The sequence below is a fragment of the Pseudomonas sp. Irchel s3f10 genome, assembly GCF_900187515.1.
Taxonomy (GTDB): domain Bacteria; phylum Pseudomonadota; class Gammaproteobacteria; order Pseudomonadales; family Pseudomonadaceae; genus Aquipseudomonas; species Aquipseudomonas tensinigenes.
Map to the genome: position 1 here is coordinate 635,099 of NZ_FYDZ01000001.1, position 23,237 is coordinate 658,335.

At 55.3% G+C, this 23,237-nt stretch carries 33 protein-coding genes, 1 tRNA gene and 2 pseudogenes; 13 read left to right on the top strand and 23 right to left on the bottom strand.

From position 1 onward, the window contains the following. Positions 1 to 101 precede the first annotated feature (101 nt). Complete coding sequence (locus CKW17_RS02880; RefSeq protein WP_095118619.1) at positions 102 to 1,001, top strand: transcriptional regulator GcvA; 900 nt, start codon at positions 102 to 104, stop codon at positions 999 to 1,001. Positions 1,002 to 1,168: 167 nt separating this feature from the next. After that, positions 1,169 to 1,537: a cupin domain-containing protein gene (locus CKW17_RS02885; protein ID WP_371850949.1), complete on the top strand. Its 369-nt coding sequence runs from the start codon at positions 1,169 to 1,171 to the stop codon at positions 1,535 to 1,537. Between the two features lie 9 nt (positions 1,538 to 1,546). On the opposite strand, the gene CKW17_RS02890 is transcribed toward CKW17_RS02885, so the two are convergent. From CKW17_RS02890 to CKW17_RS02900, 3 genes are read right to left on the bottom strand one after another with little or no spacing between them, the layout of a single operon-like run. After that, positions 1,547 to 1,756: a hypothetical protein gene (locus tag CKW17_RS02890; RefSeq protein WP_095118621.1), complete on the bottom strand. Its 210-nt coding sequence runs from the start codon at positions 1,754 to 1,756 to the stop codon at positions 1,547 to 1,549. Continuing rightward, complete coding sequence (locus tag CKW17_RS02895) at positions 1,731 to 2,942, bottom strand: MFS transporter (protein WP_095118622.1); 1,212 nt, start codon at positions 2,940 to 2,942, stop codon at positions 1,731 to 1,733. The genes CKW17_RS02890 and CKW17_RS02895 overlap by 26 nt, the downstream gene beginning before the upstream one ends. A gap of 47 nt (positions 2,943 to 2,989) precedes the next feature. Continuing rightward, positions 2,990 to 3,376, bottom strand: coding sequence for an ectoine synthase (locus CKW17_RS02900; protein ID WP_034155877.1), 387 nt, complete (start codon positions 3,374 to 3,376; stop codon positions 2,990 to 2,992). A 597-nt stretch (positions 3,377 to 3,973) separates the two neighbouring features. On the opposite strand from CKW17_RS02900, the gene CKW17_RS02905 reads away from it, so the two are divergent. Beyond that, positions 3,974 to 4,315, top strand: a complete 342-nt coding sequence (locus CKW17_RS02905; protein ID WP_095118623.1) for a tail fiber assembly protein — start codon at positions 3,974 to 3,976, stop codon at positions 4,313 to 4,315. Positions 4,316 to 4,320: 5 nt separating this feature from the next. Here the strand turns inward: CKW17_RS02905 and CKW17_RS02910 are convergent, their stop codons facing one another. After that, entirely contained in the window at positions 4,321 to 5,511 is a 1,191-nt protein-coding gene (locus tag CKW17_RS02910; protein ID WP_095118624.1) for an acyltransferase, read from the bottom strand. A gap of 89 nt (positions 5,512 to 5,600) precedes the next feature. On the opposite strand from CKW17_RS02910, the pseudogene CKW17_RS02915 reads away from it, so the two are divergent. Further along, positions 5,601 to 5,693, top strand: a pseudogene (locus tag CKW17_RS02915) (cell wall hydrolase); the annotation flags it as partial. Positions 5,694 to 5,728: 35 nt separating this feature from the next. Here CKW17_RS02915 and CKW17_RS02920 read toward each other — a convergent pair. Beyond that, positions 5,729 to 6,850 (bottom strand): acyltransferase, encoded by a 1,122-nt coding sequence (locus tag CKW17_RS02920; RefSeq protein WP_141234546.1) that lies wholly within the window; start codon positions 6,848 to 6,850, stop codon positions 5,729 to 5,731. A 53-nt stretch (positions 6,851 to 6,903) separates the two neighbouring features. Here CKW17_RS02920 and CKW17_RS02925 point away from each other — a divergent pair, with 53 nt between their 5' ends. Further along, on the top strand, positions 6,904 to 7,326 hold the full coding sequence (locus CKW17_RS02925; protein ID WP_095118626.1) for a cell wall hydrolase: 423 nt from the start codon (positions 6,904 to 6,906) through the stop codon (positions 7,324 to 7,326). A gap of 13 nt (positions 7,327 to 7,339) precedes the next feature. Here CKW17_RS02925 and CKW17_RS02930 read toward each other — a convergent pair whose 3' ends face one another. Beyond that, complete coding sequence (locus tag CKW17_RS02930) at positions 7,340 to 7,672, bottom strand: hypothetical protein (protein WP_095118627.1); 333 nt, start codon at positions 7,670 to 7,672, stop codon at positions 7,340 to 7,342. Between the two features lie 231 nt (positions 7,673 to 7,903). Between CKW17_RS02930 and CKW17_RS02935 the strand changes: the two genes are divergently transcribed. Then, positions 7,904 to 8,161, top strand: a complete 258-nt coding sequence (locus tag CKW17_RS02935; RefSeq protein ID WP_225936800.1) for a hypothetical protein — start codon at positions 7,904 to 7,906, stop codon at positions 8,159 to 8,161. Positions 8,162 to 8,295: 134 nt separating this feature from the next. On the opposite strand, the gene CKW17_RS02940 is transcribed toward CKW17_RS02935, so the two are convergent. From CKW17_RS02940 to CKW17_RS02955, 4 genes and pseudogenes are all read right to left on the bottom strand, one after another. After that, on the bottom strand, positions 8,296 to 8,481 hold the full coding sequence (locus tag CKW17_RS02940) for a hypothetical protein (protein WP_095118629.1): 186 nt from the start codon (positions 8,479 to 8,481) through the stop codon (positions 8,296 to 8,298). 66 nt (positions 8,482 to 8,547) lie between these two features. Further along, positions 8,548 to 8,746 (bottom strand): annotated as a pseudogene (locus CKW17_RS02945) (hypothetical protein). 396 nt (positions 8,747 to 9,142) lie between these two features. Then, positions 9,143 to 10,192 (bottom strand): tyrosine-type recombinase/integrase, encoded by a 1,050-nt coding sequence (locus tag CKW17_RS02950; protein ID WP_095118630.1) that lies wholly within the window; start codon positions 10,190 to 10,192, stop codon positions 9,143 to 9,145. A gap of 1 nt (position 10,193) precedes the next feature. Further along, entirely contained in the window at positions 10,194 to 10,436 is a 243-nt protein-coding gene (locus CKW17_RS02955; protein WP_095118631.1) for a DUF4224 domain-containing protein, read from the bottom strand. A 104-nt stretch (positions 10,437 to 10,540) separates the two neighbouring features. On the opposite strand from CKW17_RS02955, the gene CKW17_RS02960 reads away from it, so the two are divergent. Beyond that, a complete protein-coding gene (locus tag CKW17_RS02960; RefSeq protein WP_095118632.1) occupies positions 10,541 to 10,750 on the top strand; it encodes a hypothetical protein in 210 nt (69 codons plus the stop codon). A gap of 376 nt (positions 10,751 to 11,126) precedes the next feature. On the opposite strand, the gene CKW17_RS02965 is transcribed toward CKW17_RS02960, so the two are convergent. Beyond that, positions 11,127 to 11,759, bottom strand: a complete 633-nt coding sequence (locus CKW17_RS02965; RefSeq protein WP_095118633.1) for a hypothetical protein — start codon at positions 11,757 to 11,759, stop codon at positions 11,127 to 11,129. A gap of 95 nt (positions 11,760 to 11,854) precedes the next feature. Between CKW17_RS02965 and CKW17_RS02970 the strand changes: the two genes are divergently transcribed. Next, positions 11,855 to 12,571: a hypothetical protein gene (locus CKW17_RS02970; protein WP_095118634.1), complete on the top strand. Its 717-nt coding sequence runs from the start codon at positions 11,855 to 11,857 to the stop codon at positions 12,569 to 12,571. Between the two features lie 148 nt (positions 12,572 to 12,719). On the opposite strand, the gene CKW17_RS02975 is transcribed toward CKW17_RS02970, so the two are convergent. Continuing rightward, the gene (locus CKW17_RS02975) at positions 12,720 to 13,364 is read right to left on the bottom strand and encodes a hypothetical protein (protein ID WP_095118635.1); all 645 of its coding nucleotides are present in this window, start codon (positions 13,362 to 13,364) and stop codon (positions 12,720 to 12,722) included. 93 nt (positions 13,365 to 13,457) lie between these two features. On the opposite strand from CKW17_RS02975, the gene CKW17_RS02980 reads away from it, so the two are divergent. Further along, positions 13,458 to 13,542: transfer RNA gene (locus CKW17_RS02980), tRNA-Ile, on the top strand. 50 nt (positions 13,543 to 13,592) lie between these two features. Here the strand turns inward: CKW17_RS02980 and CKW17_RS02985 are convergent. After that, positions 13,593 to 15,629, bottom strand: a complete 2,037-nt coding sequence (locus CKW17_RS02985) for a DNA cytosine methyltransferase (protein WP_095118636.1) — start codon at positions 15,627 to 15,629, stop codon at positions 13,593 to 13,595. Between the two features lie 49 nt (positions 15,630 to 15,678). Here CKW17_RS02985 and CKW17_RS02990 point away from each other — a divergent pair, with 49 nt between their 5' ends. The 3 genes from CKW17_RS02990 (at position 15,679) to CKW17_RS03000 (ending at position 17,084) form a co-directional block, all read left to right on the top strand. Beyond that, positions 15,679 to 16,035, top strand: a complete 357-nt coding sequence (locus CKW17_RS02990; protein ID WP_095118637.1) for a hypothetical protein — start codon at positions 15,679 to 15,681, stop codon at positions 16,033 to 16,035. A gap of 80 nt (positions 16,036 to 16,115) precedes the next feature. Then, positions 16,116 to 16,361 (top strand): hypothetical protein, encoded by a 246-nt coding sequence (locus tag CKW17_RS02995; RefSeq protein ID WP_095118638.1) that lies wholly within the window; start codon positions 16,116 to 16,118, stop codon positions 16,359 to 16,361. Between the two features lie 90 nt (positions 16,362 to 16,451). Continuing rightward, complete coding sequence (locus tag CKW17_RS03000) at positions 16,452 to 17,084, top strand: hypothetical protein (protein ID WP_095118639.1); 633 nt, start codon at positions 16,452 to 16,454, stop codon at positions 17,082 to 17,084. 20 nt (positions 17,085 to 17,104) lie between these two features. On the opposite strand, the gene CKW17_RS03005 is transcribed toward CKW17_RS03000, so the two are convergent. From CKW17_RS03005 to CKW17_RS03045, 9 genes are all read right to left on the bottom strand, one after another. Further along, positions 17,105 to 17,419, bottom strand: coding sequence for a hypothetical protein (locus CKW17_RS03005; protein WP_095118640.1), 315 nt, complete (start codon positions 17,417 to 17,419; stop codon positions 17,105 to 17,107). Positions 17,420 to 17,494: 75 nt separating this feature from the next. Further along, a complete protein-coding gene (locus CKW17_RS03010; protein WP_095118641.1) occupies positions 17,495 to 17,959 on the bottom strand; it encodes a hypothetical protein in 465 nt (154 codons plus the stop codon). Continuing rightward, the gene (locus CKW17_RS03015; RefSeq protein WP_095118642.1) at positions 17,956 to 18,198 is read right to left on the bottom strand and encodes a hypothetical protein; all 243 of its coding nucleotides are present in this window, start codon (positions 18,196 to 18,198) and stop codon (positions 17,956 to 17,958) included. The genes CKW17_RS03010 and CKW17_RS03015 overlap by 4 nt, the downstream gene beginning before the upstream one ends. 2 nt (positions 18,199 to 18,200) lie before the next feature. Further along, a complete protein-coding gene (locus CKW17_RS03020; RefSeq protein WP_095118643.1) occupies positions 18,201 to 18,869 on the bottom strand; it encodes a lambda exonuclease family protein in 669 nt (222 codons plus the stop codon). Then, complete coding sequence (locus CKW17_RS03025; protein WP_095118644.1) at positions 18,866 to 19,846, bottom strand: RecT family recombinase; 981 nt, start codon at positions 19,844 to 19,846, stop codon at positions 18,866 to 18,868. The genes CKW17_RS03020 and CKW17_RS03025 overlap by 4 nt, the downstream gene beginning before the upstream one ends. A 55-nt stretch (positions 19,847 to 19,901) precedes the next feature. After that, positions 19,902 to 21,032 (bottom strand): hypothetical protein, encoded by a 1,131-nt coding sequence (locus tag CKW17_RS03030; protein WP_256586185.1) that lies wholly within the window; start codon positions 21,030 to 21,032, stop codon positions 19,902 to 19,904. A 278-nt stretch (positions 21,033 to 21,310) separates the two neighbouring features. Then, entirely contained in the window at positions 21,311 to 21,505 is a 195-nt protein-coding gene (locus CKW17_RS03035; protein WP_095118645.1) for a hypothetical protein, read from the bottom strand. After that, positions 21,502 to 21,735, bottom strand: a complete 234-nt coding sequence (locus tag CKW17_RS03040) for a hypothetical protein (protein WP_095118646.1) — start codon at positions 21,733 to 21,735, stop codon at positions 21,502 to 21,504. Before CKW17_RS03040 ends, CKW17_RS03035 begins: the two co-directional genes overlap by 4 nt. Then, positions 21,732 to 21,968 carry a hypothetical protein gene (locus CKW17_RS03045; RefSeq protein WP_095118647.1) on the bottom strand — a complete coding sequence of 79 codons (237 nt, stop codon included), beginning with the start codon at positions 21,966 to 21,968 and terminating at the stop codon, positions 21,732 to 21,734. Before CKW17_RS03045 ends, CKW17_RS03040 begins: the two co-directional genes overlap by 4 nt. A gap of 182 nt (positions 21,969 to 22,150) precedes the next feature. On the opposite strand from CKW17_RS03045, the gene CKW17_RS03050 reads away from it, so the two are divergent. After that, positions 22,151 to 22,489, top strand: a complete 339-nt coding sequence (locus CKW17_RS03050; RefSeq protein ID WP_095118648.1) for a hypothetical protein — start codon at positions 22,151 to 22,153, stop codon at positions 22,487 to 22,489. A gap of 466 nt (positions 22,490 to 22,955) precedes the next feature. Here CKW17_RS03050 and CKW17_RS03055 read toward each other — a convergent pair whose 3' ends face one another. Then, positions 22,956 to 23,228, bottom strand: a complete 273-nt coding sequence (locus CKW17_RS03055; RefSeq protein WP_095118649.1) for a hypothetical protein — start codon at positions 23,226 to 23,228, stop codon at positions 22,956 to 22,958. Positions 23,229 to 23,237: the final 9 nt, after the last annotated feature.

Sequence of the window (23,237 nt, forward strand, 5' to 3'; positions counted from 1 at the left end):
CTTGAAGAGAGAAGGCGCCAGATTCCATTGCCGTGGTGGCTTTCGCAAAGGTCATTTCGGGTGTTAGCGTATGACAAAATCTCATGAGCAATCATCATCCCATGTCCGTCCGACTTCCTTCGCTTAATGGATTGCGTGCTTTTGAAACGGTCGCTCGGCACATGAGTTTTACCAAGGCTGCCGAGGAACTTAGCGTCACCCAAACCGCTGTCAGTCATCAGATTCGCCGACTCGAAGCCGAACTGGGTGTGGCTCTTTTTCTGCGGCTCAACGGTGGTTTGGCGCTGAGTGAAGACGGGCAGGCCTACTTGCCGGGGGTGCGTGCAGCGTTTCAAGCGCTGCGTTTTTCCACTGAACAGTTGCTGGAGTCTCGCGATAAAAGCGTACTGACCATCAGCACCTTGGTGTCCTTTGCGTCGAAGTGGCTGTTGCCGCGTTTGCCGTCCTTTCAGCAGGCTTTCCCCGCCATCGATGTGCGAATCAGTGCGTCCACTGAGCGGGTGGACTTTCGCAAAGACGCGATTGATGCCGCGATTCGTTACGGGCGGGGTGACTGGAAAGGGCTGCGTGCCGACTTTTTGATGTCCGATGAAGTCTTTCCGGTGTGCAGTCCTGCACTGGCGAAGACGTTGTGCGCGCCGGCGGATCTGGCCAATCACACGTTACTGCAAGTCAGCGGTGTGACGGCCGGTGACTGGAGCGCCTGGCTACGCGCAGCGAGCCAACCGCCACAACTCGCAGAAGGTCCGCGTATGACCTTCGACCTGGCGATGATGGCGGTACAGGCCGCTGTTGACGGACAGGGCGTGTGCATTGGCCGTTCGACCTATGTCGAGGACGATTTGCGGGCCGGGCGCTTGGTCGCACCCTTTGGTCTGCGCTTGAAAGATGAACTGGGCTTCTATCTGGTGACGCCCGATGAAACGGCGCAATCGAAAAAAATCGTGGCATTCAGGACATGGCTGCTGGCGTTGCTGGCGGGCGCAGACACCTTTGTATAAGCGTGTATCAAGCTGTCGCGCAGACACATGCGCACAATAAAGTCAGGGTTTACGACACATCAACGATACAGGCGACTCCCACAGTAGAGGTCACCCACCACTACGTTTGAGAGGGCTCCACCATGCATCGTCCACTGTTACTGGCCAGCGCCGCGATACTTGCTTCAATGATCGGTATCGCCCATGCGGCTGACGCACCGGCCAAGAGCTGGCAACAAGGTTTGAGCCGCACGGACCTGGTTCGCCAGGATCTCGGGGCCGCCGAGCGCGAAGTGATCCAGGCACGCGTCGATTTCGAACCGGGCGTGACGTCGCCAAGACACGCGCATCCCGGCGTTGAGGTCGCGTATGTGATCAGCGGCACGTTCGAGTATCAACTGGAGGGTCGGGCGCCGGTGACACTGAAAGCGGGGGATTCGTTGTTCATTCCCGAAGGTGTGGCGCATGTCGCCAAAAACGTTGGTGCGGACAAGGGTTCGGAACTGGCGACCTATATTGTGAAGAAGGGTGAGCCGGTGCTGATTCTGAAACCTTAGGCCCACGCCTCAATGGAGCGTCGCCGCTCGACGACTTTCTCCAATCCTGATTCGATCGAGCGCCCGGTTCAACGCATCGAGGGCATCGAGCAGCGCTTTGGCCTCGGCTTCCCGGCCTTCGCCCCACAAGCGCTCGGCCATTTTGTTCAGGGCCTGGATCGAGCGCTCGATGTCTGCGGCGTTTGCGTGCTCTTTAGGGGGCGGTGGTTTCTTCGGCATTCAGGGTTCCTCTGCTGACGGCAAACCACCATACCGCTGCGACGCCCAACAGCATAGTCAGCACGGCCAGAATCAGGATCACTCCTTGCGTACCCAGGCTTGAGGCCAACAGCGCCACCAGCAACCCCGCCAAAGGTTGCGAGAGATTATTGAGCAAGGTGATCACGCCCACGGTCTTGCCGAAGTCCTTGGCCGGAATCACCCGCTGACGGATGCTGCGCATGTAGATGTTGAACATCTTGTCGAAGCCGACGATCAGCAGGAAACCCACCACATAGCCAGTCAGGTTCGGACTCAGTGCACTGATGAGGGCGCCAGCGGCGATCATCGAGTAAGCCAGCCCACCCAGTAACCGCTGCGGGATTTCAACCCGGGCGAGGAAGAACAGAATCACGATGGTGGTGACCGCGCCGGCAGCCTGCAGTCCGGCATACGCATCTTTGCCAGCGCTGTACTCGCCGATCACCATCGCCGCTGACGTCGCCAGAGTGACGCCGACGATCAGGTTGACCCCGACCGCCAGCAGAATGATTTTTTTCAGCTCCGCCAGTTCACGTATATGCCCGAAAGCGATACGCAGCGGTTGCAGCCAGATGTCCTGATGCTGCTCGAACACTTCCAGGGTGATACGGCTGAGGCGTTGCCATACCAGCATGCTCAGGTCCGCCAGCAGGAACAGCCCGGCGACCCACAGTACCACCCAATGCCACGCCCAGATTTCCAACAGCAGTGCAGCCACCAGAGGCCCGAGCACCAGCCCGGTCTGATCGGCGATCTGCGAATAGGACAAGGTCTTGGTGTAGCTGTAGTGTTGGAAAATGTGTGGCATCAGCACCTCGCGGGCCATGATGCCCTGGGTGGTCAGCACGCCACATAGCGCTGACAGCACGACGACCCAGGCGATACCGCCGAAGAGGGCAAACATTGCCACCGCGATCAGGCAGAGCAGTGCTCGGTAAACCTGGCTGATGTGCAGAATCCTTATGGGCGAAAACTTGTCACACAAGGCTCCGCACAGCGGAAACGCGAGAAAGCGCGGCAGCGATTCGACGAAAAACGCCAGACCTGCCCAAGAGGCGCTGTTGGTGGTCTGGAACACCACCAACGGCACGATGAACAACAGAATCTGATCCGCCAGTCGCGAGAGGAACAGCGAGGTGAAAAATGCCAGGTAATCCTTGCGCAAAATGAACTCCTTGTTGTTGACGGTCTGGCCGCGTGGCCAGCCGTGCTTCAGTACGCCGATCCCTGGCTGTCGTTGAGATTATGCCGCTCGTCCCCGCGCAGGGGCGGGTTGAATACGCTGACGAGGATCAGGTCTTGCTCCTTGCCCCCGCGCAGGTAATGACGGTCGTGCTGGTCAAGCACATAAACGTCGCCGGGGCGAATCGGGAAGACATTCCCCTGCATGTCTTCGACTTCGCCTTCCCCGGCAATGCAGTAGCATGCCTCCAGATGATTGCGATAGTGCAACAGTGATTCAGTACCGGCACGCACCACGGTGTGACACAAAGTAAAACCCATGGCATCGCGTTCAGTAAGCAAGCGATGGCTCGTGCCCGCGCCCCACTCGACGAAGTACGGGGTTTGTTCAACGTCGGATTTGTTGCGAATGAACATATGAACCTCTCTGCAAAAGTGCTGATTTGAAAAAACTTCAGACCGGTTTCAGGACGGCTTCACCGTAAGCCTGCATCGCGTCGTGCCAGACCTCTACAGCAATGCCGGCACTCCTGCTCTTGAACTGAGCTCAACGATTGCCGACTCATACAACGTGGGCACGGCTCGGCAAAAGTCCGGAGATCCAAGTAGACGATTCCTTTTTTCAGTTCGAACCGGTAGCGGAGGTAACTTTCTGAAAACGGTACAAAACGGTGATCTCATGGAATACCGTAATACCTTGAACGCCTCACCGTATCGCGTCGTTGCTGGCAATTCGTCGACAATCCCATATATCGTCTATCTCATAACGATTGTTCCGCCAATAGCCAAGAGCGCACTGGTTAGCTGTCATAACGCTACGGCTGGCAGTGGCGGTCCGATTATCTGGATTACCGATTATGAGTTTCAGTACCTACCTATCAGAGGAGTTGATAGCTCAACCAGGCAAGTGCTTAAGAATTCCTCTAGTAAACCTTAGTTTTGTGTTTTTCCTTTCCTCGTCTGGTGGAAGCGCGAACTTTGACATTGTCGGTTACAGCGCGGAGCGATAAGCATATGAACGGATTTGTGATCACGGAAGTTTCTTGGGCGCCTTACACAGAAGATCGTGGAGTGCTAGACGGTGAAACATTTGTTGAGCAGATTCCTCAATGGTTGATTGATAACCTGACGAGGATCGAAAGGGACCGAGAAAACAGAAGTGAGCTCTCTGCTCGCGTGGAAACTGCCGGAAGTATCATTCAGCCACTTCAGGACGATTTTGATATCGAAGAGATAACGGAGGAAAATTTGGTTAAGCTGAAAGCTTGGAAGAAGTACCGCAGTGCACTTTTTAAAACTCCGGAGCGCTTGGGATGGCCAGAACAGCCAGACTGGCCATTAACTCCGGTGGATTAATAAAGTTATGCGGCCGCTCCGATAATTTTATCGGATGCTGTCCGGCCGCGAGCAATAAATCGTTTTTCAAGCAGTCTGTAGGATAGATCCGCTAGGAGCGCGCAAAGGATCGATGATAGAACGGCAACCATAATGATATCCCCACCATTAAGCTCTCGGTCGTAGATCGACTGTAGCGAGTGCGAAACGAGCCTAAAACCTATTCCATGAATGAGGTAAAGGGAATAAGAGCGTGAGGCAATCCAAAGAACAACTGGATTATTCTTAATAGACGAGGAAAAAAATCCTTGGTCGTAGGACGCTAGCCAGACGATTACTCCGCAGACTACTGCGATGAGGCCGGTGTGGAATGAGGCAATTGTACCAAGCCCCATCGCCGGTATTAATGCGACCAGCGCGGAGGCGATGATTATTCTAGCGGGAGCAAATTTCATGAAAGTTGGTGTGAGCGTTTTCATAATTGGGGCGTCGTAAGCCAATGCAACGATGACCCCCCAGAGAATCGCGTCAGTCCTGACGTACCAAAGAGCTGAGCCAATTTCACGCTGTAGCGGAAATTGTAGGGCGATGGCAGCTAAGCAGAAGGCGATGCGGTGGCGTTTTATAAAGAAAAAAACAATCGGTAGCGCAATGTAGAATTGCTCTTCAAGAGATAGAGACCAATATTTTCCATTTATTCCGCATTCTGAAAACCCATGAGAGCAATAATAGGCGAACCAATTTTGCACGTAGAATATTTGTGCGATGGTCTCTTTAGTGTTTGCGGAAACTGTTTTGAAATAACCAAATTGGTAAAGTGTGGCGGCAAGAAATATACTGGTGAAAAGCCAGAACCATGAAGCTGGTATTAGTCTGAAAAATCTTCTTACCCAAAAGGCTTTAATTCCTGACCAGTATTCATTGGTGTTGGATGTTGATAGCTGATCTCTGATGCTTTTTGTTATCACGAATCCGGAAACGGCGAAAAATATATCAACGCCTGGCCAGAAGCTCACATAGGTATTCAAAACTTTTAATGAGTTTGGCATTGCTGGAAGCAGAAAAGGTAAATGGGCGATGATTACAAAAATTATCCCTATCGCCCTTAATACTTCTAATTCGTTATTTTTTTTCATTTCGGGCCCCGCAAAATAAACAGCGTTAAAGAAGTAAAAAATAAGCGCGGGATTGTATCGGCGAATGTCCTGATATTCCACTCAAAACGCGCGTTATCCGCAATGGACTTGAATACATACCCAATAGGTACCCGCCGCTGAGCGGGTATTTTTTTGCCTGGAGAAAAGTGATGCCTGTAACCGAAAAAGATCGCGACATCCTCGCTCGCACAATCTGGGGCGAGGCTCGCGGCGAAGGGACGGCCGGCCAAGTGTCCGTGGCCACCGCTTCCTGAGGCTGGCTTCACGTAGAGAATAGCTACACCGCCTCAGCAGATGATGATGGATTGGCTGTTTTTGCTTGGCGTCTAATAACATTCCTCACTGGCTCTAGCCATTTGTTTGCTGACCAAGCCAAGCCATAGGAAAGAAGTAGTATTGGAATGATGGATACAGCAACGAGGCTAAGGCCTCGACGCTGCCCATCCAACACCAGATAGCTCATGATGAAGCCGACTACTCGGTGCAGTAAGAACATGGGGTAGGCAAGGTCTCCGAGCAACTTTCCTGAGCGCTTGAAAGTTTTTTGTAGGCTGGAGTTTGCTACGCAGTAAATAAAGCTTGCCATGCAAATGAGGTTTACATAGAAGAATAGGTTGAAACTCTTGAAGGCGAGACCAGAGAATAACCCGCAGGCAATAAGGTTTGCTGTCCCTGTCAGAACAGATGCACCGGCAATTGCGTGGAGCATGGCTGGAGTAATTTTTTTCGCTAAGTCTCTGAAGAAGTAAATGCATGCTCCCATTGAGAACGGCAAAAGCGCAGCATAGAACGGGAAGTAACGTTTGGTCCAATCCATATCCATAGCAAACGTAGCAGCATGATAGATCAGCGTCGCGAAGACTGTGATGACTGCCAGTTTTTTGCTTCTGGCAACAAATAGCCACAGCACGAAGTAGTTTATTAGTTCTACGCCTACTGACCAAGCAGGCGGAATCAGCCTGAAGGAAGCGTCATAAAACTCGAATGGAAAAATGAACAGGTTACCTACCACGTCTATGGCTCTGCCGGTGAATGTCCACGCGTTGTGATACTCCTGAGCTCCAGGAATCACGACCATTGCAATAATTGTTATTATTGCTGCAACGTAATATATGGGAAAAAGTCTGAGGAACCGGTTTTTCGCAAATGATGGCAAGTTGAAAGAGTACGCTTCATTTAGGACAATGGTCATTAGGTACCCGGAGATCAAATAGAATCCGAATACCGCAAAAATACCCCAATGTTCGAAGAATAGGCGACCTTCAGTCAGGTGCGCGACAACCACTAGCGCGGCTAGTCCAAATCGGTAGATCCCAAGCATTTTCGCATCCAAGCCGTATTTTAATCGGCGAATTGTATCGCTAGGTTTGCGCCTCAGCCATAAAAACAATGGCCACAAGCCGTATTCATTACCCGCCTTTGAGCGGGTATTTTTTTGTCCGGAGAAAAATGATGTCTGTAACCGAAAAAGACCGCGACATCCTCGCTCGCACTATCTGGGGTGAGGCTCGCGGTGAAGGGATAGCCGGCCAAGTGGCCGTGGCCTGGACGATCCGCAACCGTGTGTTTGATGGAAAGGAAAAGTCTTGGTGGGGCGAGGGCTACGCCGGCGTGTGCCAGAAGCCTTACCAGTTCAGCTGCTGGAACAAGACTGACCCGAACTATCGGTTCCTTATCGGCGTGAAGCAGATCCCGTTCCGTGAACTGGCGCAATGTCGTATCGCGGCTGACCAGGTGATCGACGGCAAGGTGCCAGACCCAACTGGCGGCGCCACCCACTATTACGCCACCAGCATCAAGGCGCCGGCCTGGGCGGCAAAGGCCAAGCAGACGCTGAAGCTCGGGCACCACGTCTTCTTCAAGGATGTTCCCTGAGTCCGAGCCTGGATCACTCTTCCTCCTCGATATCGCGAAGCTCCCTGAGCAGGCGTTGATTCTCTCGGAAGAGATGCTCTCCCTGGTGCTGCACGTCCGCAAATCTTCGCATTTCGCTCAGCAAGTCCCCTTCGGCGTACTGAAGCTTTGCCCTGAGAGAATTTCTCTCCTGGGTGAGCGCGTCATTGTCTCGAACCAATCCCTCAATATTTTCAAGTGCTCGCTCGAGCTTGAGGGTGAGAGTTTCGAATTCGTTTTCGTACATCCTGAGCTGGTGACGGCAGGTTTCGAGCGAAGTCGGGTTACCGAGCCAATCGTCGGTGTCTTCTATATAGAGGGGATCCACGGGTATGTCTTGCTGAATACTGTTTGCATATAAAGTAATCGAGGCGGGGTAGGTGGGCGAGGGTGAGGCGACGAACTGCAGCGGTGCGGCTACTTTCAGCCAGAAGCGGATGTTTGCAAGCGACCGCTACCGGACAATAGCGGTCATCCTTCACCGCTAGGTGTCGACCCATTGCGGCCATTCGCAGGAGCCACCAAAATCGGAGGACTATTGGTAGTGAGGTGACACATAGTGAGAATTGAAGTATCAGAAGAAGCCGACTGGAAGCTTTTCGAGGACGCGGCCCGGGTTCTTGAGAAAGGGCTGGGCGGTTGCTGGAAAGAGAGGCTCGATAGCCCGGACCAGCGCTATTGGGATCTGGTGGTGGATGAACACACGCTTACCCTGCACCTTGAGCACTATTTAGGCATTTCAGTGGTCATTCCCGATGGCGCAGATGAGATCGCTCGAAGAGTATGTGCGTTGCTCAAGCAGCCTACGCGCGGGTAAGCCCGCTCTAACAAAGATAACAACAGATCTAAATGGCAGCTGTGGGTCGATTGCTGCCTGTAGGTAACGTCAGCTTTTTTGGCCGATTGGCACCTGTCGCGAGGTGCGGTTATTGACCCATGCGAGACATCACTTCACGGGCCACTGGTGTAGATGAGCAAGGCTATGAATGCTGCGAATGGAGAGATCAGAATCAGCGCGCCGACGACAACTGCCCAGCCCCAGGCAAAACCACTTTCTCCCTTGAAGCGGCCGCCACTCAAGAGGCTCAGTACGTAGACGCCAACACGATGAGCTATCAAATCGAAAATGAAGTCCATTTGACCCTCACGCCTCCTAGTCGGGTTCCTAGATATCTCCGAACGATATTTCTGGCTGTCTATTCGTCAGTCGGGCGTCATCAGCACTGCAAGCGTCATCTTGATGAACTCTTCGTTCTTGTCGATCGCCCAGAGCGCGCCGCGCACATTCTCGGCGACGTCTGCCGATCCGCGTTGTTCTACCCAGTTCGACAACTCCATGATGGCGGCTTTGGTTTTCGTTGATTTTGAAGAGAAGGGAAGGGAGCAGGTCGGAGTTGGGCATTTTTTGGTTTCCTTGGCAGCCAAGGAATCAGCGTAGCACCGTGTACATGAAGAGTGTTTTAACGATTGGCAGGACGCCGGAGAGGGGAAAACTCGGTCGAGTTATGGAACGCGTCCACAAAAGTTATGGAACGCATTCGGCTAGGCGGAAATTTTTCAGAACGCCAGAAACGACAAAGCCCTGAATAATCAGGGCTTTGTCGGTACCAAATATGGCGGAGGCGATGGGATTCGAACTCATGGACCTGTTACAGTCGACGGTTTTCAAGACCGATATGCAAAGCCAATGAAACCGTGGCCTGTAGCCGCTTTTCGTTACGATACGTTTATTTTTTGACACCTCTACAGCCCGCATTCTACAAGGGGCGGATTTTGAGTTTTGTAACGGTTTTTGGGGCTATTTTGATGGCTTGGCAATGGCGCCAATTCGTCGATAGACGCGCTCGGTAATGTCTCCTTTGGTGTGCCCCAAGAGTAGGCTTGCATCGCCGACGTCGAGGATTTCCGACGCCGCTTTCGGCCTGATGTCTCTGAACTGGAAGCCTCCGATTTTCTCCGCCAGCTGAACATCGCCTTTTTCTTCAGCTTCTTTCTTAGCCCTTTCTCTGGCGTCGTCCCATCGATCGCGAAGCATCTTCGCGGTCATCCGCTTGCCGCGTGCGCTCACGATCAAATAGCTGCAAATGTGCTGAGCATTGCGCTCGGCCATTTTCCCGATCAACAGGCCCAGGCTGTTTGGCTCATCACCGTCAGTCATCTGGATACGCAGCTTTTTGTGTGTCTTGTTCTGCTGCACACCCAAGTAATTTCCCTCGATATCGCCCCTCCTCATGACCAGGACATCGGCCGGTCTTTGCCCGGTCAGATAGGCCAAATCCATCGCGTCTTTCAGCTCCTGAGCTGCCTTCACGTAAACAGCATCCCAAACCCCATCATTTGCGTAATAGTCCCTCGGTGTTTCCTTGTTTTTTCGTACGCCTTGGCAGGGATTTTCTTTGGTCGTCAGCCCCCATTCTCGAGCAATGTTGAAAACGTGGGAGAGGGTGGCAATCTCGCGATTCGCCCGGACCTTCGCTGTCCGCGCGTCGCGGTACCCAGCGATAGTTGCTGGGGTGATTGAGTCGATAGGAGCGCTGTCGAACATCGGCCGAAGCTGCTTGATCTCCGCCAAATTGTCCTTCTGCGTCCGCGCCGCTTTCTTCGATACGATGTCGCGGATATATCGGTCGAAGATGCCTTTCATGGTGCGCAGATCAAGCGGCTTTTCCTTCGCCTCCAGCTCCGCCCACTTGACCCTGGCCAAGTCCAGATCCTTGCCCAGCGGGATCGCCTTGCCTGTCATATCTAGATAGTAATATGCGATCCAAACCTTTCCGCTTTTTCGTGTTCGCGTCCACTGGTACATCCGAGGCGGCAAGTTGCGTGTGTCGGCCTTGCGGGGGCGCATATCAATTCACTCGCGAGTAGTCAGGTGTCCATACCGGTGCAGCCGGCGGCGGGTTCGGATCGGCAATCGTGGGGGGGATCATGCCCAGCTTCATGCGGGCATACATCCGACCAACCAGCGGGCGCTTGCCGCGGCTTTCGACGAACACCCACTGGCGATCAATCAGCCAGCGGCGCTGGTAGGCACGGGCCTTGTAGCCAGTGAGTTCGGCCAGTTCCTCGTCGGAGAGGATTTCGGTTTCCATGAGGTATTGCTCCATGCCGCGCGTGGCGGCAGAAGGTGGTTGATATTGGGTGGTTGCGCTTGGGCTACAGTTGATCGGTGCGCAACTGATGTGGGAGTAAGCGGATGTTCAACAAGTATCCCGAGCAGAAGCAAAGCCGGACGTTGCTAGGTGCGCTCGGTACCGCATTCATGGCTCTGGGAATATTTCTGATCGCCATCGACGCTGTGGGTGGTGTTCTTGTCACCGTCATGGGAGGAGGCTTGGTGTTGCTGGCGTTTTTCGCTAACGAACAAGCATTTGCGAGGTTACTGCGCGTGCTGAATTGGTTTTGAGGGAGTGATTCCCCCGCAGCCTGGCCGTACACGGCCAGGCTGTCGAGTTGGGGAGGGGTTACATTAGCGTTGCGAGGTAGGCTCCCGCGATTTGCAGTCGTAGTTCTTGACGTTGGTAGATATTGATAAGGCCCTTCCTGAATATGCGATTGCTCCACCTGTCAAAGTCGCGGAAGAAACGATTTCTCGACTTGCGACTTGATACTGGTGCTATAGCAATAACAGCTTCTGCAAAATGTCTCATGAGGTCTTCCTCGTTTTGTGAGCCTCAATGTTCATTGCATTCCACTGTCGGTTTCCCGACTATTTGACTGGGCAATTTGTTATCGCCACGGCCCCTTGTAGATGAGGTAGGCCATGTAGAGCGGGGCGAGGATCATGGCGTCACCTGCTTGAACTCGACGACCCAGACCCACGGGTTGGCCTCCCAGTCGCCGCCGGTTGAGGTCCAAAGATCGCGGAAAGCGAAGCCGGCTGGGCGATCTACGCCGGTGGCGCGGAAGGACTCAATTGCCTCGATGCCTACGCCCTCGGCCATGGCCTGCTCTTCGCTGATGTCCTGCAACCGCTCGACGCGCACGTCGGTGATCTCCAGCAGGATGCGGCAGGCCCAGCGCGGCATGTGGATGCTCGGCTTCCAGACAGGCTGATCGGTTTCATATGGGGTCAGCCCGTCGGCGGCGTAGACCAGCGTGCCGTCGTCGCGCGCCTCGCTGATATCCAAGTTTTCCGGTTTGAGGTAGGGGCCGGTCATAACCTCGCTGTGATCGCAGTACCAGGTCTCGCGAACCCAAAGCCGTTCGCCGGACTTACCGAAGGGGCATTCCGGATTGCGTTTCGTGACGTCTGGGTTGCGGATGAAAGGCTGGCCTTTGCCGTAGCTGCCAATGTCGGCCCGTGAACGCGGCTGAGCCTTCGCCTGCCGCCGCGTGACCGTCTTTCGGCCTTCCAGGATGGCGCACACCATCGGCGCCGAGAACAGGATCGGCCGTTCCTTTATTTGAGACATGGGTCGTCCTTGCCGCTATAGCGGCTGACTTTGAGGTAGATGTTTAGTCGTCAATAAATTTGCTAGAGTGGTTTTTTTATTACGGACGTGGACATTTGAAGCGTTTTTTTGATTATTGGACAAAGCAAGCTCAGTGGTGGGGCAGCAAAAAATTGGAATGGTGGGCAGCACATGCCACAGCTTTCTATTTCGGTGGTTCCATACTGGTCATAGGGGCGAAGTTCGACGAACTAATTCTCCTGAAACTGAACGAGATAGGCGACTTGGCCGCAGGAGTCTTTGGACCCCTTGCTTTTTTATGGTTGGTTCTGGGGTACATCCAGCAAGGGCGTGAGTTAAGAATAAGTTCTGAATCTTTGAAAATGCAGGCCGATGAGTTGAAGGCTTCGGTGGAGCAGCAAACGGCCATGGTCGAAGCTCAGAAAAAAGCGCTCGAAAATCATGAACGTTCGCTGGAACCGCTTTTGCTAGTTCGATATGTCGGGATCGATGATCAGGGCGGTGAATACTTCGATCTTTTTGAAGTAGTGAACCATGGAGCTTATTGTCGAAATGTAGTCGCTGACTTCATTGGCAAAAATCTTGCGTTGGCAGGTATTCAGGTCGTTTCACTAGCAAAAGATTCTCCCCAACGATTTAGAGCTACGGGGCCGTTACCTTATAATCAGGTTTGGAAGCTCCAACTGACTTATGAAAAAATCAACGGACAGACGAGCTCGCAATCTTTTGGTATGTCTAAGCGTGCTTCAAATGGTCGTGATACCTATGTCGTGATTGAAGATAAGGGTTTCATCGACGATATAGATGCCTAAACGCGATTCCCATGCAACTACAGTTGTCGGACTCATCGTGTGGTAGATGTGGGCGAAAGCTTCGCTGTCGGATTGGCGCGGTTGATGAGCCAGTCGGCGATTCCAAGGCTGTCCACGAGTTTGGCGGCTAGGCGCCAGAAGACGGTGATCATGCTGCCTCTCGCTGCGGTTGTTCCTGCCGCAGCGCTTCCTGAACTGCCTCGACAACGCGCTGTAGGTACGTGAATTCGTGGTTTTCCTCGACGGCCTTGTCGCCGACGGGATAGTGCCACTCATCACCGAAAAGCTCGGTCAGCAACTTGATGTGATGCCAGCATTCGTTCGGTGACTCGACGCTTCGCAGAACCTCTATGTCCTGCCAGAGTTCTCGGGCGTCACCCTTACTCAGCTCATCCAGCTCCCAGTCGTGCCGGCCGGTCTGTTGTCGGCGGCGCTGGACGATGCACTTTTTCGCGAAGGCATGGAGCGCTTTCCCGCTGAACCGCGTGCTGCTGATACCGCGATCAAGGCAGTTCAGGATGTAGTTCCAGTCACAATCGGCCACGAACTCCGCAACCGTCCGTGGGCCCATTCCACCCCAGTAGGCGTTCCAGCTGTTGTCCCAGCAGTTGATCGTGATCTTGCCCTGGGCGGTCTGATAGCTTGGGTCGGATTCAGTAGGGCAGTCGCGGCGGCCGAAGTCTTCGAGGAACACGGTAATCTCGTCGAGGCGCGGCGCGCCGGTGATCACCAGCTTCGTGACAGTGGAGCGCTCAACCTTCAGCGGCTCGGCCGGTTTGTTTTCTGTGGGCATGGGCGTACTCACCTATGGTGGCGTATTGATATTTTTTTGGGTGTGGGGTAAATTCGCTACCGCTCAGCCATCTGCGGAAAGCAGAAGCTTTCCAGAGGTGGCAGAGTGGCCGATTGCACCGTCCTTATAAGTCGGCGAACGGGTAACCGTTCCATGGGTTCGAATCCCATCCTCTCCACAAAACCCCTTCCAGCAATGGAGGGGGTTTTGCGGTTCTGGCTCTCTGTTTTATGCGGCAGCTGCTTGCTGCTCGACAACGCGCCACGGATCATTGGCCCGCGCCAGTGCAGCCATCGGCGGCGGGCTGACGCTGTTGCCGCACATGTGCACCTGCTGGGTCTTGGTGAAGGGCTTGCCGTCGGCGCCGTGGCTGATGATGTAGTCGGCGGGGAAGCCCTGAGCCTTGTACAGCTCGGCCGGTTGCAGCATCCGCAGGCAGATGTCGACGATCACGTACGGCGTGCCCTTGATGGTGACGGTGACCAGGCCCAGCCGATCCTTGGTGGTGATGGTTGGCGCTGGCGCGTCGGCGGCGCTCATGTTCTCGGTGCCGTAGTAGCTGATCAGGAATGCCGCTACACGCAGTGCACCGGCTTCAACTTCCGGCGAGAGCTGCAGCTCGACCAGAGAGCTCTTGCCGCCACCGCCGGCAGTGATGGTCGGTGCTGGTTCGTCCACACCCTGGCCAACGCTGGCGCCGAACTGGCGTTCCATGAAAGCAGTGACCAGCCCGTGATGAGTGCCGCCGGCGCTGATGGTGTGTAGCGGGTCGGCGGTGTCCCGCGCATCACAGTTGCCGCGCAAGTGCACCAGGTTCGCGGTCACCAGTTGCTGCTGGCTGCCGGTGTTGGTCACCGTCGTCATCGGATCCTCGATGCTCTTGGCGTCGGTGGTATTGAAGCCGCCATTCATCTGCGCCATAAAGGCTGTCGCAATGCCGTACTTCCCTCCGGAAGCCATGATGGTTCCCAATGGTTGGGCAAGATCGGCGCTGCGCGGCGCAGAGCCCGGCTTGTCACCATTTCCGAGCTGAACAAGTGCCGCAGCGGCTATGGCTCGATGATTCTGGGTCATCAGGGTGCCGGCCGGCTGATCGATCGCTGCCGGTTTGCCCGAATACTGAGGACCTCCGGCACCGACTAACACCGGGCTGATCAACGTCAGTTCACCGCGGCTGGCACAAGTGACCGTCGGCAGCGGGGCGTGCGGGTCATTGATGCGGTCGCTGCCCTGATGCGTTGCCGGCGCGATGATCGGGCTGGCCATGGCGAACGATCCGCCGCGCGGCCATGACGTCACGGTGCGCAGCGGGTCATGCGCGGACTGGACGCTTTCGCCCGACCAGTTTGCAATCGGCACAATGAACGGGTCAGCGGCATCGATGACGAATTTCTTAATGCCCTTGGCGATTCGGCGAAGGGTGGCCGGTGCCAGCGGCTTTGCCCGGTCGAAAATGCTTTTGCTCGGGATGGTCCAGTCGATGCACTCGGCGGCGGTGCGCCACTTCTTTTGGCCCTTGGCCGGGTTCTTTGCGTGGGTTGGCTCGGGCCAGACAATCGGCTGGCCATCGCAACGGGCGATCATAAACAGGCGCTCGCGGCTGGTCGGTGCACCGAAGTCGCACGCCTTGATGACCCGCCATTCAACGGCGTAGCCCAGACGCTGCAGCTCGGCGACGAACACGGCCCAGGTCTGCCCGCGACGCTTCGGGTCTGGCACCAAGAACTGCTGGTGAACCGGTACGACTTCGCCAGACTCAGCAATGGCGCCGCCCAACTTTATGACACGGCCGGTCGACTTGCAGCGCTTGGCGATCAGCGGCCCCCACTGGAGGATCTGTTTCACGTTTTCCAGACTGATGACGCGAGGCTTCTTCTTGCCGGCCCACTTCAGGCCGATCCACGACAGATTGCGGATCTCGCGCTTGCGCGGCTGTCCGCCGGCGGCTTGGCTGTGGTGCGTGCAGTCCGGTGACATGTGGAACCAGCCAACGGCCTTGCCGCCGCACTCGGTGTCGGGGTCACCATCGAACACGTCGGTGGTGTAGTGCACGGCGCCCGGGTGATTCACGGTGTGCATGCTGATCGCTTGCGGACTGTGGTTTTTCGCCACGTTCACCGCGCGGCCCAATCCCATCTCCAGCCCGGTACCTGCGCCGCCGCCACCGCAGAAGAAGTCGACAACGATCTCATCGTCCTGAGTGCTGAAGCCGAGTCCGTATTGAGTTTTGAAATCGAAGGGGTGTTTCTTCTGTTGTGCGGACATAGGGGATCCTCGCCGGTATATTCAGCGGATTAATTAGTGAGGGTTTCAAATGGATCAGGAACTGCTTAACGACATCATCTCCACTTCCGTTGGAGGCGCGGCGGGCGGCGCGGTAGCAGCTCTGGTAGTGCTGGCGGTGCAAGGGATAAGCGCTGCTTGGAAAACTCACCGGGATGCGCAGAGCATTTATGAATGGCTACAAGCCAACAGTGACAGGGAAAATGAGCCATTCCGGTCGACACGGGCTATTGCAAGCCATAACAACCTCACAGAGGACCGGGTGCGATTCGTCTGCAGTCACGACTCCAGAATCAAACTCTCAACTGGTAAGGACGATGGGATGTGGAGTATTCACATTCGAAAGCGCACGACGTCTGTAATGGCGACAACTGACGAGATCGACTGAACAGTCCTCGCCGGCTGGCGTGATTCGTAGAAGTGGGGTATTTGTGTTCGGCCCGGCATGGAGCCGGTCAAGGAGTGGTGATGTTTGCGAAAATTATTGTCGGAATATTGATCGGTTTTGTAGGTGGTTTCGTTGAGGCTCGAGGGCCATCTTGGAAAAAGAAAACAGAGATTATTTCCGAGGTTTTACTTTTCCTTGTTGGGCTTTCATTTCTCATTTCATCCTTCATGTTCGGCGTAATCTATGGCGTCATGGCGATTGTTGAATTGACTGTTGGCTTTTATGCATACGGGAAAGTTTTCCGTACAGAAAAAGCAAACTCGTAAATTTCTACAGTCAGGCGCCGCCCTACGTGACCGATGGTGGCAATTTGGTTTGGGTTGGGGTATTACGGGTGATCTGCAAGGGAGCAATGAATGATGGATATCAAAAAAAACAACAAAAGTCAGTTTGGGTTTTTAATTAACGTAGGGCTTGCAGTTATTTTTCTATTGCTGTTTTCGCTTCTCTATTTTTACTCAACTATTTTTGATGGCGATGTATCAAGGAGGGCAGAAAGCTGGTCTGCATTTGGCTCTTTTTTTGGTGGTGTGTTTGGTCCTGTTATATCACTGGTTACGCTCTTCGCACTGTTGCGCACGATCCAGCTACAGAAAGAGTTGCTTGTCACGCAGTCAACTGAGTTTGAGGCGCTTTCGTCTCTGCAATCTGAGCAGTTAAGCGAAACGAAGCTATCCGACTATAAAACTCATCAGTTGCAACTTCTTCATCAACAAACCGCCATGCTTGAGCAAATGCAGGATCGATATAATGGAGAAGCTGAGCGAATTTTTTTGCATACAACCGAGTTTCACGGAACGAAAGCTGCCGCGCTCCAAAATATGGATAAAGCGATAGCTGATAGTGAATATCAGATCAGCATGTTGATAAAGCTTTCCATAAAGGTTTCGTTGACTACTTACCAAACAATCGAGCAGATTAGGAATGATGTGTCAGAAGGCCTAAAATCTATCGATCCGTTATTCGTGGAAAGTGATATCGGCAATTAGCAGACTAAGTCGGAAGTGGTTCATTGCTGTTTTTCTGCTCCGGTCGCTGCGAACGCTTCAAGCTGCCGAGACCATTTATCGCTGATCACAATTTTCGGTCGCGACATGGTCACGAAGCGTTCAGACTCAGCCGCTGGGGCTGCGGCCAGATTGATGATGAACGTCGACACCGTCTCCTGCCATTCCTCGAAGCCGTGGCGCTCGCCGAGTATCAGCAGAGCATGATCAAGCGCCTTCGAAACAATCAGAGTGCGTTTCTCGGCGCCGATCCGATCGAGCAGCGCCTTCTCCTTGGCTCGCTTGTCCTTCTGCAATTGCGCATTGCTCTTGGCCATGGCCTACCTCTTCAATTCCGCTGGCCGGCAAGTCCAGCCAGGTCTGTCGTTTTCGTTGTTGGGGTCTGGAACGTCTCACGCAGCTACCTTCACCTGATGCCAGGCGCCGGCGGCGTAGAACAGCTTCGCGGCTTGGGCTTCGTCCATCGAGATCTCATCCGGAATGGCGATCCAGCCCGATGCCACCAGATGGGCCGGGTTCGCGCTGTTGCGCAGCTCCAGGTAGTAATGCTCGATCGCGTCAGTGAGGCGCTCGACCTTGTAGATGCCCTCGGGCGAGATTTCGACCGACTTGATGTACTCGGCGCCGCGCTCGTCGCGACACATGGCGCCGATGTAAATCGTCCAGCGGTAAGAAAAGTCGAAGATCGCGTTGGCGATCGCCAGACTGCGGATCTGCTTGCAGCTCTTCCAGTTCGCCATGATCTGGCTGCCGCTGGGGTCGATGTTCACCACCGCGACGTGGTTGGTGCGCAGCAGCGCCCGGCAGCTGCGTTCTGCCCGGGCGAATCCGTTGTTGGGTTTGCGTTTCGACTTCATAGCGAGTCCGCCATTTTGCGCAGAGCCTTGCGTTCGGCGGCCGATATCGGCTTCGGGCGCCGCTTGAGGACCGTTTCAGGGTCTATTTTCTTTGAGCGGGGCGGTGGAAGCGGATTGCGCGGCGGGCTTTTCAGTTGATCGATCTGCCCGCCGGCGGCCAGGTACTGCGCAATTCGTTCAGAGATCGACTCGGCGTCCGGTCGGTGTTGCTCGACGAGGTTGAGGTGGTTGCTGATCATGTTCAGGCTCCTAATCGATGGGCTTGCGCCCGCGCTCTGTCCGCTACTTCGTCAACCATCCGGCCAAGCTCTAAATTGAACTGGACCAGCTCTTGATGAAGCATCGCGATGTACTCGTCATCGCGCTTGATGGTCTCGATGTACAGGCGGCAGTCTTCATCTTGGCGCGGATCGAACGACAGGAAATCCCACCATTCCCGGCCCGTGACGAACATGCAGCCTTGAACCTGCGGCTTATGTTCGTCGGGCATTCCTTCGAGCCAGGTACGGACGTGGACGGCCTCATTGAAAGGACACTTGGACTCAATGCCGCCGTCTTCGCCAATCAAACCGTCCGGCGAGCAGCCCAGCCAGTCGTATTTTGGGTGAACCACAAAGCCAGACTTGATGACGGTGTTGCCGGTCAGAATTTCGTAAAAGTCGTGACTCGACTGCTCAACCTCGGTACCCCAGGCCATCGACTTGCTGCTGACCGAATGCTTCGATCGGTTGGCCAAGCGCTCGAAGGCAAGCTCGCGCATGTAAGTGGTGCGGGCCGCGAGCGGCTTGCGCTTTCCGTGCTTGTCGCGGTCACCCCAAGCAATCACATCCTTGAACCTGCTCGCCGTTAGGCGACCGCTGCGGTCTTGATGCCACTGCTCGGTACGCTGAAGGTCTACTGAGGCGTTCATTGATCGCCGCCCTGCAGATCGTTGTCAGCATTGACGTTCGAGCTCTCGTTGAGGGTTGTGAACTCAGCCTCGATGGTCTGTGCAATCGACTTCAGCTCACCGTGACGTGTCACGCCAATAGCGCCACGTTGCTGCGGCTTGAGCGCCTTCCAGGCTTTTTCGTAGCCATCAATTCCTTGCTCTTGAGCGATCTTTTTTAGCTGCTCGAACAGGTCCGCAGTTGCGTCGGTTGTATCGCCCTGAGGAACCGCCGCTGCTCCCACATCTGCTGGCTTTTCGTTGGTAGATCGTGGGGTAACATCCGTTTCCGGAAGCGCGTAGCCGTCGTCCAGCTCGTCACGGGTGTACACGCCTAGAATCACGTCGGGGCAATACAGGCGAGCCCATTTTTTGAGCGCCAGATAGGCGATCTGCTGCTTCGGATCGTCCGCCCAGAGCGTGGAGTTTCGGGTTCGAGCCTGAGTCATCAAGGTGGTCAGTTCACGGGGAGCGTCTTCACCTTCGAAAGTTGCCCAGACGCGGACACCAAGCCCTTTCTCGTCGTTGATGTTCCAGTTTGGAACGCGGTACTTTTTCGGATGCCCGTGATCATCCGTTTGCTTTTTGCTTTCGATTTCACGGAAGTTGCCAATGATCTTTTCCCAGTCGCCAAACCACTCGTAATGGATTCGATCAAGTGTCGGCGCTCGCGTGGTGATGACCGCATTGACCAGCTGCGCTTCATAGCTCAGTTGGCCACCGTTCACGATGAACGTCTTCTGCGCCACCTGAAAGGGGTTCATACCCCATTGCATGGACTGCATGATCACTGCCATGCAGTCGGCAGTGTTGCCGTGGAAATGCTTCGGCAGAGTGGTCTTGCCGCCTGCCATGATGGCCGCGAGTTCAGTCATCGACTGCATGCTGTCGCGATTGAGGATCAGGCCCGTCGGGCTAGTGTCCATTGGTACGGTAGCAATCTGGGTTTGAGCGTTCATTCCTAACTCCATAGCCGACGACTTTGGCCGGCCTCCGGGGTGATTTCAGGGGTTGTTAGAACGACAGGGCACGCAGCCAGGCCGATGCCTCGTCATTGGTGACGCAGAAGGCCATGGCCACGACCTCGACCACTTCGCCGGCGCTCGGCATGTTCGAGTCAGCGACTTCGTCGGCCGCAGGTACTGGATCGACTGCCGCCACTGCAGCTGGGGCGACATCGGCAACCGCTGGAGTCGCGATGGCATATGCAGCCGGAGTGGGCGCGGCAGCCTGAGCGCGCAGGCGTGCCAGCTCTTCTTGATCACGTTGATATTGCGCGTCGCGTTCGCGCTGCTGCCGCTGTTGCGCTTCCATGTCACGGCGCTGCTGATCCAGCTCATCTTGTTGCTGTTTCAGGCGCTTGCGGTCTTCTTCAGCGCGCTGCTTGCGCAGCTCTTCGGCCTCCGCATCGGCGATGCGCTGTTTCTCGCGAAGTTCTTCAAGCTCTTTCTGCTGAGCTGCCAGCTTGGCGGCCGCTTCCTCGCGATCAGCTGCGGCCCTGTGCAGCGTTTCGAGCTGTTCAATAGCGTTATCCCGGGCGATGGTGCCTTCAGCCTCAAACTCGGCGTATTCCTCTGGCAGGATTACCGACTCTTTGACGTTCTGCAGGACGCTCGCAACATCGGAAGCGCTACGGCTCGCATATGCAGCGGCGACTGAGCTAAATCTGGTGATTTTTGCTCGGATGGCTTCGACGCGCTCAGCTTCGATGCGCTCGCGTTCGGCCTTGGCATCAGCTGCGCGCTTTTCTTCGGCCTTGATGGCTTCGTCGATAGGAGCCTCAATCGCCAGAACACGATCCTTCAGTGCCTCGCCAAACTCTTTGACCTGGTTGACGCGAGCCTGGGCCTCTTTGACTTTCTGCTGATACGGAACGAGTGCGGTCTTTGTCGTGTTTGCCAAGGCGTAGCGCACGTCGCGGATGTCGACTCGCACTTCCTTGGCGTTTGCCAACCCCTCACTGGTCGAGCAGTCAACGACGAGCTTCGCGTAGCTGGTTTCCAAACGGACGATCTGTTCCTCATGCGGCCGATACTCGGCGATGTCGGTGACGGCAACTGCAGGAGCAATAGCGTTCTTTGTGCTTCCGGTGTCACTCAGCTCAAGGTCGGCCGATACGGGGGCTTGTTTGGCGTTTGCGGACATGACGATTCCTTGCCGCGCCGAGCGCAGCGTGTGGTGGTGTTGTTTATTGAGTGATGCGTTCGGCGAGGGCGCTGAGCAGCATCAAGAGGGTGTAAACGCCGATGGCGGAAAACGAGCCGCGCCGAATCAACAGGCGGCGCGCTCGCTGAAGGCCGGTCACCGGAAAACCCGGTAGGTGGTTGAGTTCGGCACTTCGCAGACACCAGACGAATCGTGTGCCGTCGTGTAAGCGGCCATCCCGGCAACGAGGACGGAGGCGAGGATCCAGTAGGCAAGCTTCATGGTCGAACCCTCGCGGCAATGCGACCACCTTTCATGGTCACCGACAGGCGCTGCGGGAGACTGGAAACAAGCTCCTCTCGCTTGCGGCCGATCACCTCGTTGAAGGGCAGGCCGAAACCGAGGATGGCGATGCGGCGCTCGATGTCATCGAGCTGTTCATCGACCAGCGTTTTTACTGGTGGCGTCGTCATGCTGCAGGTCCTTGCGTGATCGAAGCGTTGTAGGAGGTGTAGATCTGATCGATGCGCGCCCGGAAATGCCGGTGCTCATCGTTATCGATAGCGCGAAGCAGGAAGGCGAGAGTGATTGCAGATGTAGCCGCGGCGCTGGCGTTGGGTTGTCCGAGGTCTTTGATCATGTTGTTGATCTCACCCTCGATCCAAGTCACCGCCGTTTGGTGGTCACGCTGCTGGACGTTCATTTCAGCCCCCAGAATTCGCCATAGGCGACCACTGCTGCAGCGACCCGCGTTGCCCGCGCCTTTCGGTCGACCAACTCCTGAGCTGCCATCAGCTCCTGGTGCTGACTGCGCTGAAGCGCAGCAGCCTCGTAGTCGTGGAAGTCTTCGACCTGCGGCGCTTTCGGGCGCCCCCAGTCGTCGTAGCGCCTGTCCCACTCTCGGGCCTGCGCACTGTCTGCATAGCTGGTTGCCATGATCGCCTCCGTGGTGGCGGGTGTTGATCCAACAAAACTCGGATGCACTCATTCGCTCCGCTGGTTGCCGTTGGGCGCGGAGGGGAGTGCATTCGGGTGGTGTCGAACGATTTGCAAAGTGGCGAGTTGAATTTTTTGATTTCACTGCCGATAAAGCACAGAACTTCTAAGGATGAATTCCCATGCGTGTTATTTCGAAGGCCGTATGTCTAGTTGCTTTGGTCGCGCTCAGTAATTTAGGGCAGACCCAAGCGGGTACCGAGGATCACGACATCGCTATAACCATGGTGGCTATGGGGCGTATGTGTGCAGAACAAGAGCCTGGAATGAATTACTCGCTGCAGAACATCTTTTCCCTTCCAGACATAGCGGCAAACGCAGATCTAAAGAAGGAGATTCTTGCAGTAGATACCAATCCGGCATTTCAGGATGAAATCAAGGCAGTTCAAGTGCAGGCCGCAGGGGATCCGTCGGCAGCAAAACAGTTCTGCCCGAGCTATGCGCCGAAAGCTAGCAAGTAATCTGTCCCAGGCCCGCTACTGGCGACGGCCTGGGTTTCTAGCATCAAATTGTCGACGTGCATGGGGGTGGCCTACCTCATTCGGCCGATGCGCGGTGACATCGACGGCCTACTGTCCGCTGCCTGTATGAGTGATGGGCGCCGGCCTTCAGGCTTGCCGCGCCGCTCAGGTGAATCGCTCACGTTTACATGGCTGCCATTCCTCTGATTGAAGGCAACTACCGAGAAATCCTCGGTAGTTGGTGGAGATGCAGGTGGGCGGTTATAGGCCGCAGTTTCGTCCGCATCGGGGTGTGATCTGTCGTCCGGTCTGGGCTGCCCGGCTTACTGGCTTTCGCCTCCCACATTCCTCCGCTCCGGCTTCCCATTACTGGGCCCACCCATTGCGGGGCAAACAGGTCACACCCCGATGCGCTCTCATAGAGAGGATCGGGCAGTTAACGACAGGCTGTCGTGGCGCTGGTTGTTCAATCGTCTTCGCCTTGGGCGAGCATCTTTTCGATGTCCGCAGCCGCGGGCTTCTTCCAGTTCTTGATTTGGCCTGTCTCAAGGTCGATGTGCAGGATCAGGTAATCGCCGTAGTGCTCACCTGGGAAGAAATCCGGCACGTAGCCTGTGTAAACGCCTACCTCTTCGCCCTGTGCGTCGTGAAGGGTTGCGCAGACTTGGTCACGAACCTTCATACAGGTGCGCAACTCAGTCACGTCGACCTGCACCGTTTTCTGCGTGTTGATTTGCATGCTGCTGCC

Bases quoted from the DNA above. Each gene is read 5' to 3' on its own strand.
- CKW17_RS02880 (WP_095118619.1), top strand. From the start codon at position 102: ATGTCCGTCCGACTTCCTTCGCTTAATGGATTGCGTGCTTTTGAAACG.
- CKW17_RS02885 (WP_371850949.1), top strand. From the start codon at position 1,169: ATGATCGGTATCGCCCATGCGGCTGACGCACCGGCCAAGAGCTGGCAA.
- CKW17_RS02890 (WP_095118621.1), bottom strand. From the start codon at position 1,756: ATGCCGAAGAAACCACCGCCCCCTAAAGAGCACGCAAACGCCGCAGAC.
- CKW17_RS02900 (WP_034155877.1), bottom strand. From the start codon at position 3,376: ATGTTCATTCGCAACAAATCCGACGTTGAACAAACCCCGTACTTCGTC.
- CKW17_RS02905 (WP_095118623.1), top strand. From the start codon at position 3,974: ATGAACGGATTTGTGATCACGGAAGTTTCTTGGGCGCCTTACACAGAA.
- CKW17_RS02925 (WP_095118626.1), top strand. From the start codon at position 6,904: ATGTCTGTAACCGAAAAAGACCGCGACATCCTCGCTCGCACTATCTGG.
- CKW17_RS02940 (WP_095118629.1), bottom strand. From the start codon at position 8,481: ATGGACTTCATTTTCGATTTGATAGCTCATCGTGTTGGCGTCTACGTA.
- CKW17_RS02950 (WP_095118630.1), bottom strand. From the start codon at position 10,192: ATGCGCCCCCGCAAGGCCGACACACGCAACTTGCCGCCTCGGATGTAC.
- CKW17_RS02955 (WP_095118631.1), bottom strand. From the start codon at position 10,436: ATGGAAACCGAAATCCTCTCCGACGAGGAACTGGCCGAACTCACTGGC.
- CKW17_RS02960 (WP_095118632.1), top strand. From the start codon at position 10,541: ATGTTCAACAAGTATCCCGAGCAGAAGCAAAGCCGGACGTTGCTAGGT.
- CKW17_RS02965 (WP_095118633.1), bottom strand. From the start codon at position 11,759: ATGTCTCAAATAAAGGAACGGCCGATCCTGTTCTCGGCGCCGATGGTG.
- CKW17_RS02975 (WP_095118635.1), bottom strand. From the start codon at position 13,364: ATGCCCACAGAAAACAAACCGGCCGAGCCGCTGAAGGTTGAGCGCTCC.
- CKW17_RS02985 (WP_095118636.1), bottom strand. From the start codon at position 15,629: ATGTCCGCACAACAGAAGAAACACCCCTTCGATTTCAAAACTCAATAC.
- CKW17_RS02990 (WP_095118637.1), top strand. From the start codon at position 15,679: ATGGATCAGGAACTGCTTAACGACATCATCTCCACTTCCGTTGGAGGC.
- CKW17_RS02995 (WP_095118638.1), top strand. From the start codon at position 16,116: ATGTTTGCGAAAATTATTGTCGGAATATTGATCGGTTTTGTAGGTGGT.
- CKW17_RS03000 (WP_095118639.1), top strand. From the start codon at position 16,452: ATGATGGATATCAAAAAAAACAACAAAAGTCAGTTTGGGTTTTTAATT.
- CKW17_RS03005 (WP_095118640.1), bottom strand. From the start codon at position 17,419: ATGGCCAAGAGCAATGCGCAATTGCAGAAGGACAAGCGAGCCAAGGAG.
- CKW17_RS03010 (WP_095118641.1), bottom strand. From the start codon at position 17,959: ATGAAGTCGAAACGCAAACCCAACAACGGATTCGCCCGGGCAGAACGC.
- CKW17_RS03015 (WP_095118642.1), bottom strand. From the start codon at position 18,198: ATGATCAGCAACCACCTCAACCTCGTCGAGCAACACCGACCGGACGCC.
- CKW17_RS03020 (WP_095118643.1), bottom strand. From the start codon at position 18,869: ATGAACGCCTCAGTAGACCTTCAGCGTACCGAGCAGTGGCATCAAGAC.
- CKW17_RS03025 (WP_095118644.1), bottom strand. From the start codon at position 19,846: ATGAACGCTCAAACCCAGATTGCTACCGTACCAATGGACACTAGCCCG.
- CKW17_RS03030 (WP_256586185.1), bottom strand. From the start codon at position 21,032: ATGTCCGCAAACGCCAAACAAGCCCCCGTATCGGCCGACCTTGAGCTG.
- CKW17_RS03035 (WP_095118645.1), bottom strand. From the start codon at position 21,505: ATGACGACGCCACCAGTAAAAACGCTGGTCGATGAACAGCTCGATGAC.
- CKW17_RS03040 (WP_095118646.1), bottom strand. From the start codon at position 21,735: ATGAACGTCCAGCAGCGTGACCACCAAACGGCGGTGACTTGGATCGAG.
- CKW17_RS03045 (WP_095118647.1), bottom strand. From the start codon at position 21,968: ATGGCAACCAGCTATGCAGACAGTGCGCAGGCCCGAGAGTGGGACAGG.
- CKW17_RS03050 (WP_095118648.1), top strand. From the start codon at position 22,151: ATGCGTGTTATTTCGAAGGCCGTATGTCTAGTTGCTTTGGTCGCGCTC.
- CKW17_RS03055 (WP_095118649.1), bottom strand. From the start codon at position 23,228: ATGCAAATCAACACGCAGAAAACGGTGCAGGTCGACGTGACTGAGTTG.